Consider the following 16,361-nt stretch of genomic DNA (forward strand, 5'->3'; position numbering starts at 1 on the left):
GTCGGTGCAGGGTGGAACCATGACATGGACAGCGCCATCGGTCGAGCGTACCCAGCAGCTAGGCGGCCTGGGCACCGTAACTGAGCGTCAGATGCTGGAGGGTTGGCTGAACTGGCACCGGGAGACGTTGCAGGCCAAGTGCGCCGGGCTTGAGCCGGCCCAATTGGCGCGGACGACCGTAGAGCCGTCCGACCTTACCCTGCTGGGCTTGGTCCGGCACATGGCGGAAGTAGAGCGATGGTGGTTCCGGCGAAGCTTCGCCGGTGAGGCTATCGGAGACGTTTTCACCGGCCCGTCAGATGGCAATGAGGGACTCGACGGAGTTCACGCAGCCGATGCGGAGAAAAACTTCGTTGTCTTCCAGGCCGAGGTCAAAGCGTCCGACGCGGCGGCGGCCGGACACGGCCTCGACGAGACCTTCATGTCCTCTTACGGAGTTCCCCTCAGCCTGCGCTGGGTCTACATGTTGATGATCCAGGAGTACGCCCGCCACAACGGCCACGCCGACTTCCTGCGAGAGCGGACCGATGGGGCAACGGGTGACTGAGCTTCTTCCTCAGACGGTCCAGCAGCGGGCCCCCGGGAGATGGATGAGCACCAGAACGGGCACGGGCCCACGTGATCGTGGAGTTCTCTACGCTCTGTGATCACGAAGGGCAGCCGTGCCCGCACTGCCATCTTGGCTGCTCGAACCGCTCTGGAACCAGTTCGTGGCGCTCCTGCCCGCTCGGGAGGAGTTCGCCGCAGGCCACCCGCTTGGCTGCCACCGCCGCCGTGTCCCCGACCGGACGGTGTTCGACACGTGGTGCTCGCTTTGGTCCACGGCTCGGGCTGCGAACGGGTTTCCTGCCGCGGATGCTCAGACCGAACTATCCGTCGACGCGTCAGAGAATGGGCTGAGCAGGGGATATCCGAAGTGGTGCACGTCATCGCGCTGGAAGCATACAACCGGATGATCGGCCTGGAACCGTCCGAAATATCCGTGGACGGTTGCATCACCAAGGCCCCATGTAGCGGCCAAAGTGCGGGCCGGTCCCCGGTGGACCGCGGGAAGCAGGGCCTGAAACGCTCGGTCGCCACTGACGCCCGCGGCGTCCCGCTCGGCCTGGTCGCGGCGGGAGCCAACCGCCACGACTCGCCCCTACTCGGACCGACTCTCCATGCAGCCATGGACCAGGTCGGGCCGCTGCCGGACGACGTGAACGTCAATCTCGACCGGGGCTACGACAGCAACACGTCCCGCGCTCTGCTTCGGGAGTTGGGCTTCACCAGTGAGATCGCCCGCAAGGGCGTGCCCGCCCCGATCCAGGCCGGCAAGCGGTGGGTCGTAGAACGAACGCACTCGTGGATGAACAGCTACGGCAAGCTACGACGCTGCACCGAGAAGAACAGCACTGTCGTCGAGTTCTACCTCCACCTGGCGGCAGCACTCGTCACTCACCGCATGCTGATCCGCCACGCCACCATACACTACCGCTGGGATCAGCGTCCCACCACACGCCGGCTCAAGTGATCCATCTGCCGGGCGGTCTTATGTGGAGCGGCCTTCCGAAGCTGACGGGACACAAGGGCTGGGGCGAGCTCGCGCCATTCGCGATCCGGCAGTACCGCAGGGTCGGCGGTCAGTACTTGCAGGCAGACGTGGTCGGCTCCTGCGTCGAGGTGCTGTTGCACGCGTCGGCGGATCGCGTCCGTGTCCCCGTAGGTGACGATCGCGTCCACCAACCGGCGGCTGGGGCCGCCGACGATGTCCTCGTCGCCGAAACCCAGCCGTCGCACGTTCGCCTCCTGGTGCGGTGCCGTGGAGACGTATGCGGCGACGTGTGCCGTGGCCACCTCCCGCGCCCGGTCGAGGTCGGTGTCCAGTACGACGGCCTGCTCGACCCCGAGAAACGCGTGCGGCCCCATGATCTGGCGTGCCCGTGCGGTGTGCTCGACAGGGACGAAATACGGATGCGCGCCCCAGGTGCGTTCGGCGGCCAGCGCAAGCATCTTCGGGCCGAGGGCAGCCAGTACGCGGCGTGGAGCCGGGTCGGGTATCGGGCCATGGGCGGGTACGGCGTCCATGGCTTCCAGATAGGTGCGCATCGTGGTCACCGCTCTGCCGCGGACCGGTACGGGGTAGCCGTCCAGTTGATGCACGGTGTCATCGACCCGGTGCCCGCCCAGGCCGAGTACGTAGCGTCCGGGGAACGCCTCGCCGAGCGTGCGCGCCGCGGTGGCGGTGGCGATCGGGTCCCGGAAGGCGATATTGGCTATACCGGATGCGACGGAGATGTGACGGGTTGCCGACAGCAGCAGCCACGCCTGGCCCACCGTGTCGCGGCCGAACGATTCGCCGTACCAGATGGCTCCGTAACCCAACTCTTCTAGTTCCGCCGCCGATTCACGCACGATCCCGGCGGGCTGTCCTTCATAGGCAAAGGTCCAGATCCCGACCTGGCCGAGCTCGTCCCGTGTGCCGTCCGGCATCTGCGCTCCTCACGCCAATATTCCGGAGAACCTCTCCGGTTTGCGCTACGATACGGAGAAGTTCTCCGCTTGGCTACATCGTGGAGATAAGGGAGTTGACCGAAAGGCATGAGCAGGACGATGGCGCCCAGGTACAGCCATACCTCCGTTCAACCACCGCGGCGCACCGACGCGCGACTCAACCGGGAACGCCTTGTTGCCGCGGCGTGGGAAGTGTTTGCCGAAGCCGGCCCCCGGGCGTCTCTGAATGAGATCGCCCGCCGAGCCGGAGTGGGACCCGGGACTCTCCACCGGCACTTTCCGGACCGTTCGGCCCTGCTCACCGCCGTACTCAGAGACCGGGTCGAGGCACTGTGCGAGCAGGCGGAAGGGCTGCTCACCTCGGATTCCGCCGACGACGCCCTGGCTCAATGGTTGCGCGCATTCCTGGCTCATGCCCGTGCCAACCAGGGCATGGGTAGCGCTCTGATGGTCGACGAACCCGGCGCGCCGGGCCGCAACTGTCATCAGCTGATCCTGGACGCGGCGGCTGGTCTGCTCACTCGGGCTCAGCAACTGGGCACAGCTCGCGTCGACCTGGCCGCCGACGACTTGGTCAAGATCGTCGTCGGAATCGCGCTGTCCACGGCCCACCGCTCGGACCGCGAACAGTCCGAGCGGCTGCTGGCTCTGATTCTTGACGCCACACACGGGAAACCGCACCGAAGTAAGTGATCTCCGCATGCTCTGCACTGAGCTTGTACCGGCCGGGGCGCGCGTCAGCATGTGTGCCGACAATCCGTCCTCTCCCAGTTGTTGGCCTCGTCTTCAGCTCGGGCGGCGAGGTACTCGGCCCAGTCCCGTCCGGCGTGGGCGACCCAGCGAAGAACGCCGGCCCTGTCCGGTTCTTCGCGGCCTGACGGACCGCTGCCCCGTACCTGCGCTTCCGGCTCTCAGCTGAATATGTCCAGGAGGTCCGGCCAGGAGCTGTCGGCGCCGGGGCGGGCCCGCATCGGCCGCGGCTCGGGATAGGTTGCCGCTGCGGCCCGCGCGCGGACGATCTCCGGCCCGCCGCACGCATCGGTCGCGAAGGCGCCGAAAACCTTGGCGAACGCGGCCGGGTCGCGAAATTCCACGCCGAACGCCCGGCCGTCCCGCAGCGGTACCCACACCACCCGGTCGGACCGTATCCACTCCAGCACCGGCTGGTCGTCCGCGGTCGACCGCCCGTCCAGCCACAGCAGTGCCACGTGCAGCAGGTTCACCTCCTCCATCGGCAGCCGCTTGCGCCGTACGCGCAGTTCACGCGTCGTCAGCGTGACGCGCTGGTCCTTCCTCGGATACCAGACGACGCCGATCCCGAACGGCGCCCACAACAGAATCCCGATCACCGGCCAGACCAGAGCGTCGCCCCACGATCGGAGCAGACCGCCGTCCAACAGGTACAGGGCCCCGAAGGCCACAGCCCACTTCGCCGTCATCCGCCAGAACCCGGTGCCCTGCCGGTACAAGCCCCGCCGCTTCATCGTCATCGTCATGCCCGCACGCTATCCGCCACCCCGCAGCTCCCGTAGAGCCGGCTGCCCGTCAGAGGCACTCGACTGCGATGAGAACGCGCCGCGTTCACCGCGACAGGACACTTCGGACCGCTCGCCGCCGGTGAAATCGTGCCGCGGTGCCCGTGCACAGGCGATGGGCGGGGACCGGGCGGAGGTCGTGCACCGCGCACCGACCAGCACGGCCGACACCGGGTGGTGCGCATGATCTACGAGGTCGTCGCCTTCCAGACGTCGCGCGACCAGCTCAAGTGCACAGCGGCGATGGGGTGTTCCGCCGCTTATCGACATGCTGAAGGGAACCGTCGTGCGGAATGGCCGCCTGGAGGCGGTCACCTCCGTCTCCGGGGCGGCAGCTTCTCGGCCAAGGTCCTGGCCGAGCGCCTGCTGCTGGTCGTCCACGCCTACGGCACCGTGGCGGTCGGCGGTCGCAGCGCAAAGGCGCTCTCGGACCGGCAGCCTCGGAAGACCTGCGTGCGGCAACTGCATCGCTGGGCTGACCGACGCCACTTGGCTGGTGCCGGCCGGGTGGCGCACCTGGCCGCGCACGCCAGCACACACATCGCCTACGTCGGAGGCGAGGCCGCATCCTCCCACGCTTGCGCCCGCTTCGGCGGCTACCTCGACGGCCTGCGCGACACCGGCCTGCCCTACGGGAGAAACTCGTCTCCTGTCCACCGACGAGCGCAGCCCCGCCGAGCAGGACATGCATCGCCTGCTGCCCGCCGGCCGGGCCAAGGCCCCGGACGAGCTCGCCGACTCCCTGACCGTCATGGCCGGCGAGAACGGCCTACGCGTCGGCCATGACCTGGCTCTCACCGGCTTCGACGACACATCCGCCCTGGCCGGCAGTCTGACCACCATCCGCCGGCCCTGCGCGAGATGGGTCAGGCCGCCGTCCGTCTGATCACCGACATCCTCGACCGCCGCACAGGCTCAGGAAACGCCTTTGTCCCCACGTGCCTCATCGGCAGAGGATCCTGCGACTGCCGGCGTACTCGCGCATGTGCGGCGGTTTATGCGAATACGGAGGAATACGCAGAGCAAGCAGCCGCCGAATGGCGCTCATTGCCGTGCGAGATGACAGGGCAGATCAGGATGATGGAGCCTTCTCGCAACGCTTGGGGATGACCTGGAAGACCCGGTGCGCCTTGGCTCGTTCGAGGGGCTGGTAGCCGGGCTGCGGGGTGGCGTCGGCTGGAGCCCGGAAGACCTCCTCGTACCCGGTCGTACACCCTGCGCTTGCTCGCCCATTTTTCGACTTACGGTGCGCGGCGGCGGTCACCAGAAGATCGCGATCGCCTCCAGCGTCACCTCGCGGGTGTCCTCGCGCCAGCCGGTCATCTTGCCAAGGCAGCGGGCCGTGAACGTGCCGGCCGGAATCGAGCGGCGCGCGTTGCCGGGTGCTACGACGCGCATGTACACCGGGGGCTGCTCGGCGCCGTACTCGGCCCGCAGGACGAAACCCTCCGCGACGTCCGGCACGCCGGTGAACACACCTTTGACCGAGACGAACTCGCCGATGCGGCTCAAGGTCACCGCACGGCCGTCGGCGAGGTTGTCGGCGAGGTTCCGGTTCGGGACGACAGTCAGTGTGGTCAGGTCGGCGTGGACGATGGCGTCGGCGCGGTCGAAGGCCTCCATGACCACGCCGATCACGTTGATCGGTTTGTCCTTGCGCACGAACTTGCGGAAGGTCTCCTGGCTGACGTCCCGCTTCAGCCGGAAGCGGAACAGCCACGTCAGTACCCGGCTCCAGAAGCCGACACTCGTGTCGACCTTCGTCCGCAGCTCGACAGCCTCCTCCAGTGCGGACCGGTAGTTGCCGAGCTCGTACAGGTCCATCACCGCCTGCTCGTCCAGGTACAGGCATATGCTGTACGCCGACTGCCAGCGCCGCATGTGCCTGCGCCGCTCCCGGGCATGGCGCACAAGGACCACTGCGAGCAACACCGTGCCGACGGCCGTCACCAGCCAGACCGTCATCCACGGCCACCAAAGGCTCCACCACAGAGCGTCAGTGACAGCCACGAATCTCCTTGAATGCCTCGGAAAGGGACGAGCTGGTGGCGTCCACCATCCGCCCGCCCGTCCGCGCCGCGGCGCGCCGCAATTCGCCTGCGTCGGCGTCGCCGAAGTGGACGGGGTAGGTGTGGACGGCGGTGCGTACGGCGGCGGGCATTGCGTTGTGACGGCGTACGAACTGCGCATAGGGCAGGCCCGCGTTGTTCTCGCCGTCTGTCATCAGGACGACTGAGACGGAGCGGTCGGGGTCGGCGGCCAGTTCACGGGCGGCGGTGCGGTAGCCGCGGTCGAGAGCGGACCATAGGGCGGTGGCATCGCCGTAGCCGCCCCTGGCGACGGTGTCGGCGAGGGCCGTCAGGTCCTTCGAGCCGGTGACGGTGACGGTCTTCTCCGACAGTACTCGGCCGCCGAACCTGACGACGGTCAGCCGCTCGCCCCGGTGGAAGCGGGTGAACTTCCCGGAGGCGGAGGGGTCCGAGCCGCTGAGTCCGGCGAAGGTTTCACGCAGGGCGGCCATCCGGGTGCCGCGCATCGATCCGGAGAAGTCGAGCAGGAAGATCACCTGGCTCGTGGTGCGGCGGTCGGGGTCACCGTAGTCCGCCAACAGGGCTTTGACGACGCCGGGCTGGTCGGGATAGAAGAGCGCGTTGCCGACCGGTTCGCGCAGCCGCGCGTCCCGGGTGACCGCCGTGTTCACGGGGCGGCGCAGAGTGTGCTGCATGATCCGCCGCTGCACCGAGTCGCGCCGCAGCCACTGCGTGACCTTGTCGTACGCGGTGCGGTGGGCCGGGTCGAGCAGGAGCAGCGGGAAGTCAGCCAGAACCGTGCCGTCTTCGGGGCGGACGACCTCCAGACGGTCGTCGAGGCGGCCGGCGGCGTTGAGGGCGAGTAGATCGGACTCGTATGTGATGAGGGCGTCGGTCTCGTCCTGGTGGCCGGCGTAGGAGTCGACCAGGGCGGGGCCGGTGTCGGCAGTGAGGGTCTGGCCGGAGCGGAAGCCGCGCAGTCGGTCGCAGGAGACGTCCTCGAGGCGCAGCGCGGCTCCGGTGCCGGCCGCGGCGGTGGCGACACCGACGAGGGCGGCGAGCCCGCTGCCGGCGTGCCGCGGGTCGGCCATGCCGAAGCGGACGGTCCCGGTGGCGGCGGCGTCCGCGATGTCCGCCCACGTGAGCCGACCGCCGGGCACCTGGGCGCGCAGCTTACGCGCCACGACCGGCTTCAGGCCGATGACGACGGGGGACGTCATGGTGGAGGTCCGCTGTACCCCCCGGGTCGCGGTCTTGTCCGTGAGACGCAGGTAGCGGTCGGAGGACAGCCACGCGAGGTCGTACCTGTCGCGGTCCGGGGTCTTCGTCTCGGCGTCGGTCCGGTGGTCCAGGCGAAGGTCGACGCCGGTCTCGTTCTTCAGGTCGCCCAGCAACGGGGCCAGTACGGCGAGATCGGGACTGGCGAGCACGTGCAACCGGACCGTTTCGTCGCCGCCGTCGCCTGAGCAGGCGGTGAGCAAGGTGGTGACGAGGGCCAGGCAGAGCGCGAGCGAACCCGCACCGCGCCTCACCAGCTGCCCGTCCGGTCCGGGCAGTCGCCGACGATCTCGATCATCTTCTCCAACAGGGGCAGGCTGGGCAGGACCGCCCGGGTGTCGTCGGAGGAGTTGGTGGGCACCGGGATACGCCGCTCGGTGAGGAAACGGGTGAGCTCGTCGCTGGTCGCACCGCTGGTGGCGTTGCGGGCCCGAAAGCCCAGCTCCATGGCGCGGTGCTGGAGTTCGCGGTCCTCGCTGACCAGTTCCCCGAGCCGGGCGCCGTCACCGGTCAGCGCGACCAGCTGGGGTTCGGTGACGAAGCGTGTGGACGGATAGAGCAGGACGCGCCCGTCGTCGGTCATGCCCTTCTCGGTCTCGTACTCGATCTGGTGGGCGAGGAACTGGTGCTCGTAGATCACCGAGACGGGGGCGATGCTCTGCCCGTCAGGGGAGAGATACGTTTCGGCCCGTTCGGAGGACGGCAGGCCCTGTTCGACGAGGAGCGGCTTGATCTTCCGAGCGAGTTGCTCGGCTTCGGCCGCGCTGTCCGGCGCGTCGTTCCCATGTTCGACGAAGGCCACGAGCCCGAGGTAGGTGCCGGCTGAGTTGGCCTCGCAGATGTCCGAGGTCTGGGCAAGGATCTTGTTGCCGTTGCGGACATGGTCGTAGCGGTCGATCTCGTCCCAGCGGTAGCCGTTTTCGGCATCGCGCTGGACGCCCTTCCTCTTACCGTGCGCTAGATCGAGGAACTGCCGCATGTCGAGGGTGTAGTACATCGCCAGGCCGCCCTCTCCCGGCAGGCGCTTCGCGACGCCTTCCGCCGCGAGCACCTCGGCGTAGTCCCGGTAAGTGGCCAGCACGATAGGGCTGACGAACGGACGGTACAGCAGCACCGGACGGTTCGCCCGGGCGCGCTCCCGGCTGATCAGGTCGGCGGCCGGCTGGCCGGAGGGGAAGACGACGTCATATCCCTCGTAGTCCTGCTTGGCGATCTCACGCGAGCCCATGTTGGTGATATGCACGCGAAAGCCGTGCTTCATGAGCAGCCGCTCGACCACGGGGTCCTGGAAGAAGTCCCTCTTCGAGGCCATCTTGGCCTCTATGGTGACCACCTGCCGCAGGGGCAACAGCAGGTTGCCGGAGGCCACGAGCAGGGCCAGCCCGACGACCGGGACGGGCAGCGCCGATGCAAGCACTCTGAGCAGGCGTCGGCGTGGGGGTCTGGTGACGGTTAACCGCGGCTCTTCGGTAGCGGGTCTGTTCGCGGGCACCTGAGTCTCCCCCTCCATGACACCTGCGTACTCCTCGTGGATCCGGGTCAGCATCGTCGGTGATGGCGGTGTACCCCGAACGACCGGCCCCGGAACGTCGGTTGAACGGAGGGCAAAGCACACGGCGAAGGTCGGTGGGGGGCTACCCGCCCGGCCGCGGCGGTTTCCTCGAGGCGGCCGCACGAGCTGCCGGGCGGGACTTCCACCGTCACACCGTGATTGCGTGTAGGGAAGGGAGCCGGAGGCGATGTCACGGTAGCCGGTAGGCGGCGCCTGACGGCACGTCGGGGCGTGGTGGGCTTGTGGTCCGGGGCCTGAGATCAGGAGCCGTGGTGGGCCGGCCGGTAACGCCGGTGATCTGGCCCCGGATTGCGCAGCGGACGGTCTTCTCCGCCCGTTGATCACGAGCGTCATCATGTGGCGGCATGGTCGGAAGTGCAGCCGAATCCAGGGAGCTGGCCGCCGGACGGCGCTGGGCCCGGGCGAACCTGAGCCGCGTGTCGGACAGTGCGACGAGCTGGCCAGAATGCCTGCGGCCCACAGGCCAGCCGTGTTCGCTGCACTGTCACCGAGCGTCCGGAGCAGCCTTTGGATCGAGCAGGTGAAACGTTACCGGCGAGCGCACTCCCACATGTCGCCAGAGCAGGTCGGTGTGCTGGACGAGTTCGGGGCGATCGTCGCGGATGAGGCGACCTGCACCCGCGAGGACGCGGACATCCAGGCCCGAATGAAGGCGATCGAGGAAACGGGCATCGCCTGGTTCGGACACACGCCGAATGCGCGCGGGCCGTGACGCCGCGATGCCGTCATCGCCGGCCACACCCTGCCCTGGAACTCCGGCGTCGTCGAAGGACACGTCAACCGGATCAAGATGCTCAAGCGTCAGATGTTCGGCCGGGCCGGGCTTCGATCTCCTGCGTAAGCGCTTCGGCGGGCGTCTACGAGGCCTCAGTCCATGTGGCGCGGATCCTGCTTGCCGTACTGGTACATATCGTGCCCTGCCTGGACGCCGGGCCGGGTACGTACACCCGCCTCCGGCAAGAGACGGACTGTAACGGCGTCGCCCTTGGCCGAGCCGCACAGAACGCCGGCGTCCTCGGCGAAACCATCGCCGCACTGCTGGACGGCGGAGAACCGAGCGCAAACTGCGCACCGGGCTGACAGCGGCTCACTCACCACCCGGGGCGAGCGCGATGCCAGGGCCGAGGACGAAGACTTGGGAGAACGACTCCGACGTTGTCAGTCCAGCGTCGCACCGAGCGGCCAATAGGAAGTAGGCACCGTGCGCTCCATGACTGCATCCCTCCCCCCGCAGACTGCTCGCCGCAATCGTCACCCTCGGCGCGCTGTTCACGGCACCGGCCTCGGCCCGCGCTCCGAGCGCGGCGGGACTCCTCGACATCACCTGTACGCCGCCCAGCAGCGAAGCGACTGCCTACAACCCGCCGCTCACGCTGACGCCCCGGGACGTCACTTTTTCTTCCAGCATCCAGTACGGGCCGTGCCTCTCACTCAGCCACCCCAACGTGACAACCGGCTTCCGCTCCATCCAAGGGAGCGCTCCCGACCGGACCTGCCTGACTCTGTTGGACCCCGCCGTCTCGAACTCCACCGTCACCCGGTATGGGTGGAGCGGAAGCTGTGGCCGGATGGGGCACTCAAGAAGGCCCGCTTCCGGCGCGTGATGCTTACCGGCGCCGACCGCTATCGGCCGCCAGATCCGCAGTGGTCGGTGACCATCCACGAGCAGCTCCAGGACATGATCGGCATCCCGACACCATCGACCGTGGCGCCGGCGACGTGCCGGGCCCCGACCGAGCCGGAGTTGCAGCTGGTGTCCGAGGAGTTGGCGGTCGACCGCCTCCGTTTTGCGAGCCGGCCTGCATGCCGACCGGGGTGCCCTGGCGGAGGCGCGGGGCCCGCCAGGTGCTGCCGCACCGTGAGGCGAGGTCCTGCTGTCGCCACCACGGCGGCGTCTGGCACATGGGCGACGCGATGGCGCTGCAGATCCTCAAGCCGGCCCGGGCGCAGGCAGCGGACCCCGGCATATAGCAGTTCGCCACCACTCACGCGGCCGCGGCCGACACCACTCAGCGGCATGGAGGCGTTGGCCACCCTGCTCAACGCGGCGGACGCAATGCAGCCGCCAGCGAGACCGGCTACATCAACGACCAGAACCGGATGCAGACCATGCTGGAGGCAGATGCACGCTCCACCGTTGTTCTGCACCACGTCTGCGAGCCGTAGCGCCCGGAGCCGTGCGTCTCCGGCCGTCCCGTCTCCGCACCGAAACCCGGCCCGCGGCCCGCTCGCCGGCCCGCGACAGTCACGCCGGGCGCAGAGCAACGCCGGCGACACAGCCCTTGCCCGGGCCTGGGCCGCAGAGGGCGAAAGGGCAGTGCTCCGCGCGTACGGGCAGTGCGAGGTAAGGGAGAATGAGGTCATGGCGATGTGCAAGAAGTGTGGCGCGGGAAAGCGCCGTTGGCCCCGTTCCTGTTCCCGGTGTCGTTCCCGGTCGGACCGGGGGGACGCGGCCATGGACGCTGCCGAGCTGGCCGTGGAGGCAGGACTGCTCGGGTGGATCGCGAGAGGAGGCATGGGAATCGTGCGGCTGTTGCTGCGCTTGGTCGGGTGACCCGGCCCACGCGGACGCGCCGGGCCCGGCTCGCGGCGCCCGTGTGCAGTCCTCCGGCCCGTTCGCCGCCTGGTGCCCACGCCCCACACCAGGCCCCGTCGTTCGCCTTCGCGGGCCCACGCTCCTGCCATCGAGACCGTTGCCGGGCGGTGTTTCAGAGGATCCGGGCGTCCTGGCCGGAGCCGATCCCACCGCGTGAACCGGTCATCTCTCCACTCCGCTTGGCGCACTGCCGCGAGCCCGGAAGGCTCGCCCCCGGCAGGCGATGCCAAAGGTGAACAACGGAGGCTGATCATGGACGCGGACGCGGGTTCGTTGGACTGGGCGAGGGACTGGATGTGCGCTACTTTCACCCGCGGTTTGGGCCCCGAAGAGGTGTTCGCCCGGTACGGGGCTGATCCGCTGCGGGCGCGCCTGCTCGATTGGGACGCGGCCTCGGATCTGGTTCCGGGCGAATCGGGCAACGGGCCGGTCTCGCTGCTGCGGGCCGGCAGGATCGGTGTAGGGGCCTTCTGCGGCACTGGGGAGGCGGTATCGGCTGCGGGGAAGAGCCGATCGCGGAGTTGTCTCGGGGAACTGAGACGTACAGCGTGGCGACGACAGGGAATCGACGTCTTCCAGTAATGCTGCGACGGCGAGTGCGTCGAGTACTTCGAGCCCGGCATGGAACACCCCCCAGTGGAACCGCTCGGCCCCTGGTGAGACCGAGTGGAAACGGCGCTCGCCGCACACGAAGGCGAGGGCGCCGGGGTGGCCCTCGTACTCGACCACCTCGGCATCACCCTGGACGACGCAGCCCTCGCCGGGCCCTGGCCCAGCCTGGCGCTCGCCGGGAACGACGCGCCAGGCACACCGGTGGGCGATACCTGCGCGGGCGAGGGCCCAGTTCCGCCGGGACTGTCCCGGATGTCGGCCCTTCAAGCGGCTTGTCCTGAATGGCAGGACACTAGGTAGTTCTGAGTCGTTACTTCGTGCCCATGTCTAGCGTCCAGTAATGCTCCCATGGGCCGCCTTGCTCGTGGCCTACACCAGCCTCGAGTGTTGCGCACCTGAGGATGCCGTTGCGATGTCCCCAACCAAATCTTTCATCATCTTGCATCCAGAAGCGCACCGCCGCCTCCGGGGTCGTGAAACCTACGGCTACGTTCTCTGCCCGCCAGGTGCGATAACCCGCCTGATCCATCGGCTCTCCGGGGTCCCAGACTAGTTTTCCACTAGGACCTCTGTGCATGTTGTCGCCGGTCGTAACCCAGTCCTTGGGTTGTCCTTTCAAATAGACGGTGTGGGCGCGCGCTATCTCCGTCAACTCTGCTGAAAGCGCAAAACCTGTTGTGCACGCAGACGTTATTGCACCTGCAGGATTTCCGTGAGGCGGATAATTGCCCGGATGTGTACGTGCGTCGTTGATCAGGTCGAATAGAACGCTTATTTCGAGGGCCGGTTCGATAGTCATGCGTGTCTCCTGGGGGAGAAGTAGTCCGTTGCGCGTTGCATCAGTAGCCTCGACCGCTTGATCTGACCGATTGAGCTAATTGGTTCGTCCGGGAGTTTCGGCTATGCATGGACGCCATCAGCCGCACTTACGCTCAGGCTTGGGAAGGGCTTCACCTCATAGCCAGGAGCGCATCCCCGTCGCACTTCTCCCTTCCAGGTTAGATGGGATGTGAGATACGCACCTCCCGCGGCGGTGAGGAACTGCTACCAGGCGGCGGTGCGCTTGGTGGTGCGCCTGGCGCTCCACGCGGGGGCAAGCACAAGGATTCTCACCGTGAGCCCCGCCGGCGGGGCAGGGCGACCTACAACCGCTACGGCGGAGTGCGACGTGGGTTCGCCGCCCCGGACCTGGCCAAGGGCAAGCTCCACGGCCACAGCAAGCCCTTCAAGAGAAGGACCCAGGCCCTGGTTCTGCCGGTATCTCCGCAGCCTGTACCCGCCCGGGGCCCGGATCGCAGAGTCAGTGAAGAGTTCTCCCCACACCTGACCACGAAGAAGTGCCAGCGCGTCGGCACCCGGGCTGCGGCGAACAACGCCGAGGTGGCCCACACCCCGACCAACAGCTCCTGGCCCCACCGCATCGAAGCCCAGTTAAGGCCCTGCGCTACTTCACCCTCGACGGCACCGACCACGCTGACCACAATGCGCAGGGCGGCATGATCCGCCACTACATCATCTGGCGAAACCGCCACGCCGACGATCGGCGCCTGCGCGCCGTCGTCGACAGCGCAAACGTTGCCTGACGCGCACTAGAAAATGCGCCCGGTAGATTGTCGTGTCTCAGCCAACCTGAGACACAGGACGCCCTGAACGCACCCGTTGCGGCGAGAGCCGTACGCCTTGTCACCGCTGACGTGACCAGGCCGGGTGCGGGCTGCTCGCCCTGCCCACGGATACGGCACCTCGAACACCGACACTTCCCCAGTGAGGCGGAACACCGCTGAGGCGCCGATCGGCGGGATCGCCGGGGCCCTGGCCACCCGTCCTGGGGCCGCTACGACGCGGGGCGGCTGCGCTCGGCCGGCCGTTCCAGGCCGCTCAAGCCGGCGCCGCCGGCACCTTCGCTGACCACCTCACCCCGGCCGGCCCCGGCCATCCCTGGACCGGTGTGCTGTTCACCGTCTCCTGGCGTAGCCGCGAACCCTGACCCGGATCCTCGTCGCCCCGACCAGATCGCAGAGATCAGCGCCAGACGGGCGCGAACGGGGGAGCTGCCACGGCGTCGCGGCAACCGCAACCTCGCCCGTACGGGCGAAGCAGCAGTCGATGCCGTACGCCTCCAGTTCTTCCTCGAACGGGTGAAGTTCTCGGCGACCAGCCGTTGCAGCCGGGAGATCTCCCCGGGCCAGTGGTCGGCGCCGTCGGCCGGTCCGTGGATGAGGGACAGGGAGGATATGTCGCCGTTGCAGCCGCTGGCGGCGTGACGGCAGACGTCTCCTAGGGCGTGTTTCGAAAGTCCCGCCTGCCTGGCGACGCCTGGCACGCACGCTCGCCGCGTTGTCGGGATCACCCCGATACATCCAGTATCGGGGCGACCCTCCGCCTTGCGATCGCACGCACCAGACGCCGCCAGGCCCGCCCTTCGGGCGGACGGCGCTACTTTCGAAACACGCCCTAACTTGATCTTTAACCTGTGCGGCGTGGACGAAGGGTCGTTGACTTCTTCGTTCGTCGCTTCGCGGGGCCGGGTTTGCCGACGGTGTGGACGTCATAGCGTGCAGTGGGTTGGTTGTTCTTGCTGCCGGGTGGCCGTCCCGGGCCTGGCCGAGAGGATTTCGGTCCTCTGGCCGGGCAAGCGGCCTTCGGCCGCAGGTGCCGAAAATCGCGGCGGACTCGGGCAGGGGTAAGTCTGTCCGCGGGACTTGGCTTTTCCCATGGTCGGTGCAGGTCGGCCGCCAGCGGGCGAGCGAGCCGGAGCTGAGTGAAGACCGCGACGATCAGCCAGGTCCAGCGGTCGGCGGCTTCGGGGCTGCGGATCTTCGGGCAGGTCCAGCCCAGAGTCTGCTTGAACAGGCGGAAGGTGTGTTCGATGTCGAAGCGCCGCAGGAATGCCTGCCAGAGCGTGTCGACGTCGGCTTCCGTGGCATCGGTGCCTGACCACCACAGCCAGACCGGCTTCGGTGTTGCCCCGCTGGGCAGGTGGTCAACCTGCAAGCGGATCACGGTGCCCTCGATGACCGGCAGGGCACCGAGGGCAGCCGTCCAGGCCGAGCGATGGGTCAGTCTCGGATGGAGCCGGTCCCAGGCCCGTGCGATGGCGGTGCCGTAGAGGCGGGTCTCGGTCACAGTCTGGGCATCGGGAGTGTTCCAGGTGGCGGGGTCACCGAAGACGAACTCGCCGCCGTGGCGGGGCGGACGGCCCCGGACGCCCGGCTCGCGGCATGGGACCGCACGTCGCAGGACTCGATCCGAACGCATCCGCCCCAGCACCTGCACCGGCAGGTCCTGCAGAAGGAAGGCCAGGCGGGGCACGTCATGGCCGGCATCCACCACGATCAGGATCTCCAGGTCGCCGTCCTTCCACTGCCCGGCCGTGATGAGCCGCTCGACCAGCTCGCGCATCTGCCTAGCGGTAACAGTGGCGGCGTCATCCCCCGGTGCCAGACGTAGCGCGTCCAGCGGTGCGGTCCAGGAACTGCGGCCGGTCTCCAGAGCGCAGATCACTGAATACGGCCAGCCGGGGACAGGGATGTGCTGGTCTTTGCCCCGCCCATAGGTGTGGCACAGGATCCGCTGCGGTGAAGTGTGAGCGCTGGGCCGCAGCCAGCAGGTCAGGTCGGCGGCCAGCACCAGCCGGCCGTCCGCCGCCCGCGGCAGCGGCACCGCCGCCAGGGCCCGCCTCAGCCGGGCGACATCGACCCGGCCCGCGGACAGGGCGTCGTAGAGCCCGCCGTGCCCACGCCGGTGTTCACCCACCAGCGACAGTTCCACCAGCGACCGGACCGGACCATCGGCGCACAACACCGCGTCCGCGAGTTCGAACAACGCATCCGCACGTTTGGTCAGACAGGAGTAGAACTCACCCCGGAAGCGTGACAGTCCCGCAAACGGATCCTGCCGGGCAACGTGATGCGACAGACTCATACCCACGGCCTTCGTGCTGAGCTTGCGTGTTCCTTGGTCGGATCACATGCTCAGCCGAAGGCCGCCTGCGTGTACCTCAGTTACCAGTCCGAGTGATCAAGTAAGACGAACCGTTCGGACCCCGAGGTTAAAGATCAAGCTAACAGCGGCAGGACGTAGAGCCGGGGAAGCGCGCCTTGGCGAGCAGGGCCCTCCACAGTGCTGTGCATCCGCCGACGACGGCCGGACAGCAGCGGGTGCCCCCGGTCAGACGGGGAACGGGCGGAGGAGCGTTCGGCCGGTCCAGTCAGTACGCCGTCGGGGCGGTCATGCGCAGCCGG

Annotated in this window: 11 protein-coding genes and 2 pseudogenes; 6 read left to right on the forward strand and 7 right to left on the reverse strand. The window is 68.1% G+C overall.

The window, feature by feature from the left end:
• The first annotated feature begins 19 nt into the window (after window positions 1-19).
• Both ACFYSH_RS14740 and ACFYSH_RS14745 read left to right on the forward strand, forming a co-directional pair.
• Window positions 20-547, forward strand: coding sequence for a DinB family protein (locus tag ACFYSH_RS14740; protein WP_388752644.1), 528 nt, complete (start codon window positions 20-22; stop codon window positions 545-547).
• 115 nt (window positions 548-662) lie between these two features.
• Window positions 663-1,513: pseudogene (locus ACFYSH_RS14745) on the forward strand (IS5 family transposase).
• Here the strand turns inward: ACFYSH_RS14745 and ACFYSH_RS14750 are convergent.
• Window positions 1,483-2,472, reverse strand: coding sequence for a TIGR03620 family F420-dependent LLM class oxidoreductase (locus ACFYSH_RS14750; RefSeq protein ID WP_388752647.1), 990 nt, complete (start codon window positions 2,470-2,472; stop codon window positions 1,483-1,485). The pseudogene ACFYSH_RS14745 and the gene ACFYSH_RS14750 overlap by 31 nt on opposite strands.
• Before the next feature lie 108 nt (window positions 2,473-2,580).
• On the opposite strand from ACFYSH_RS14750, the gene ACFYSH_RS14755 reads away from it, so the two are divergent.
• Entirely contained in the window at window positions 2,581-3,186 is a 606-nt protein-coding gene (locus tag ACFYSH_RS14755) for a TetR/AcrR family transcriptional regulator (protein ID WP_388752650.1), read from the forward strand.
• A gap of 218 nt (window positions 3,187-3,404) precedes the next feature.
• Here ACFYSH_RS14755 and ACFYSH_RS14760 read toward each other — a convergent pair whose 3' ends face one another.
• Window positions 3,405-3,989 (reverse strand): hypothetical protein, encoded by a 585-nt coding sequence (locus ACFYSH_RS14760; protein WP_388752653.1) that lies wholly within the window; start codon window positions 3,987-3,989, stop codon window positions 3,405-3,407.
• Window positions 3,990-4,713: 724 nt separating this feature from the next.
• Here ACFYSH_RS14760 and ACFYSH_RS14765 point away from each other — a divergent pair.
• Complete coding sequence (locus ACFYSH_RS14765) at window positions 4,714-4,914, forward strand: hypothetical protein (RefSeq protein ID WP_388752655.1); 201 nt, start codon at window positions 4,714-4,716, stop codon at window positions 4,912-4,914.
• Window positions 4,915-5,288: 374 nt separating this feature from the next.
• Here ACFYSH_RS14765 and ACFYSH_RS14770 read toward each other — a convergent pair whose 3' ends face one another.
• Genes ACFYSH_RS14770 through ACFYSH_RS14780 form a run of 3 tightly spaced genes read right to left on the reverse strand, consistent with a single transcriptional unit; the run spans window position 5,289 to window position 8,753 of the window.
• Window positions 5,289-6,038: a hypothetical protein gene (locus ACFYSH_RS14770; RefSeq protein ID WP_359466589.1), complete on the reverse strand. Its 750-nt coding sequence runs from the start codon at window positions 6,036-6,038 to the stop codon at window positions 5,289-5,291.
• The gene (locus ACFYSH_RS14775; protein ID WP_388752658.1) at window positions 6,025-7,590 is read right to left on the reverse strand and encodes a substrate-binding domain-containing protein; all 1,566 of its coding nucleotides are present in this window, start codon (window positions 7,588-7,590) and stop codon (window positions 6,025-6,027) included. The genes ACFYSH_RS14770 and ACFYSH_RS14775 overlap by 14 nt, the downstream gene beginning before the upstream one ends.
• The gene (locus ACFYSH_RS14780) at window positions 7,587-8,753 is read right to left on the reverse strand and encodes a hypothetical protein (RefSeq protein ID WP_388752661.1); all 1,167 of its coding nucleotides are present in this window, start codon (window positions 8,751-8,753) and stop codon (window positions 7,587-7,589) included. Before ACFYSH_RS14780 ends, ACFYSH_RS14775 begins: the two co-directional genes overlap by 4 nt.
• A 625-nt stretch (window positions 8,754-9,378) precedes the next feature.
• On the opposite strand from ACFYSH_RS14780, the gene ACFYSH_RS14785 reads away from it, so the two are divergent.
• Complete coding sequence (locus ACFYSH_RS14785) at window positions 9,379-9,621, forward strand: bacteriocin fulvocin C-related protein (protein WP_388752663.1); 243 nt, start codon at window positions 9,379-9,381, stop codon at window positions 9,619-9,621.
• Window positions 9,622-12,427: 2,806 nt separating this feature from the next.
• Here ACFYSH_RS14785 and ACFYSH_RS14790 read toward each other — a convergent pair.
• The gene (locus tag ACFYSH_RS14790; RefSeq protein ID WP_359466610.1) at window positions 12,428-12,916 is read right to left on the reverse strand and encodes a CAP domain-containing protein; all 489 of its coding nucleotides are present in this window, start codon (window positions 12,914-12,916) and stop codon (window positions 12,428-12,430) included.
• Window positions 12,917-13,185: 269 nt separating this feature from the next.
• Between ACFYSH_RS14790 and ACFYSH_RS14795 the strand changes: the two are divergent.
• A pseudogene (locus ACFYSH_RS14795) lies at window positions 13,186-13,700 on the forward strand (IS630 family transposase); the annotation flags it as partial.
• Window positions 13,701-14,583: 883 nt separating this feature from the next.
• Here the strand turns inward: ACFYSH_RS14795 and ACFYSH_RS14800 are convergent.
• The gene (locus ACFYSH_RS14800; protein ID WP_388752666.1) at window positions 14,584-16,041 is read right to left on the reverse strand and encodes an NF041680 family putative transposase; all 1,458 of its coding nucleotides are present in this window, start codon (window positions 16,039-16,041) and stop codon (window positions 14,584-14,586) included.
• Window positions 16,042-16,361: the final 320 nt, after the last annotated feature.

It is taken from the genome of Streptomyces sp. NPDC005791 (assembly GCF_042871485.1).
In the GTDB taxonomy this organism is placed as follows: Bacteria; Actinomycetota; Actinomycetes; order Streptomycetales; family Streptomycetaceae; genus Streptomyces.

Coding starts and splice junctions, on each gene's coding strand:
- ACFYSH_RS14750 (WP_388752647.1), bottom strand. CDS start 2,472: ATGCCGGACGGCACACGGGACGAGCTCGGCCAGGTCGGGATCTGGACC.
- ACFYSH_RS14755 (WP_388752650.1), top strand. CDS start 2,581: ATGAGCAGGACGATGGCGCCCAGGTACAGCCATACCTCCGTTCAACCA.
- ACFYSH_RS14790 (WP_359466610.1), bottom strand. CDS start 12,916: ATGACTATCGAACCGGCCCTCGAAATAAGCGTTCTATTCGACCTGATC.
- ACFYSH_RS14740 (WP_388752644.1), top strand. CDS start 20: ATGACATGGACAGCGCCATCGGTCGAGCGTACCCAGCAGCTAGGCGGC.
- ACFYSH_RS14800 (WP_388752666.1), bottom strand. CDS start 16,041: ATGAGTCTGTCGCATCACGTTGCCCGGCAGGATCCGTTTGCGGGACTG.
- ACFYSH_RS14760 (WP_388752653.1), bottom strand. CDS start 3,989: ATGACGATGACGATGAAGCGGCGGGGCTTGTACCGGCAGGGCACCGGG.
- ACFYSH_RS14765 (WP_388752655.1), top strand. CDS start 4,714: ATGCATCGCCTGCTGCCCGCCGGCCGGGCCAAGGCCCCGGACGAGCTC.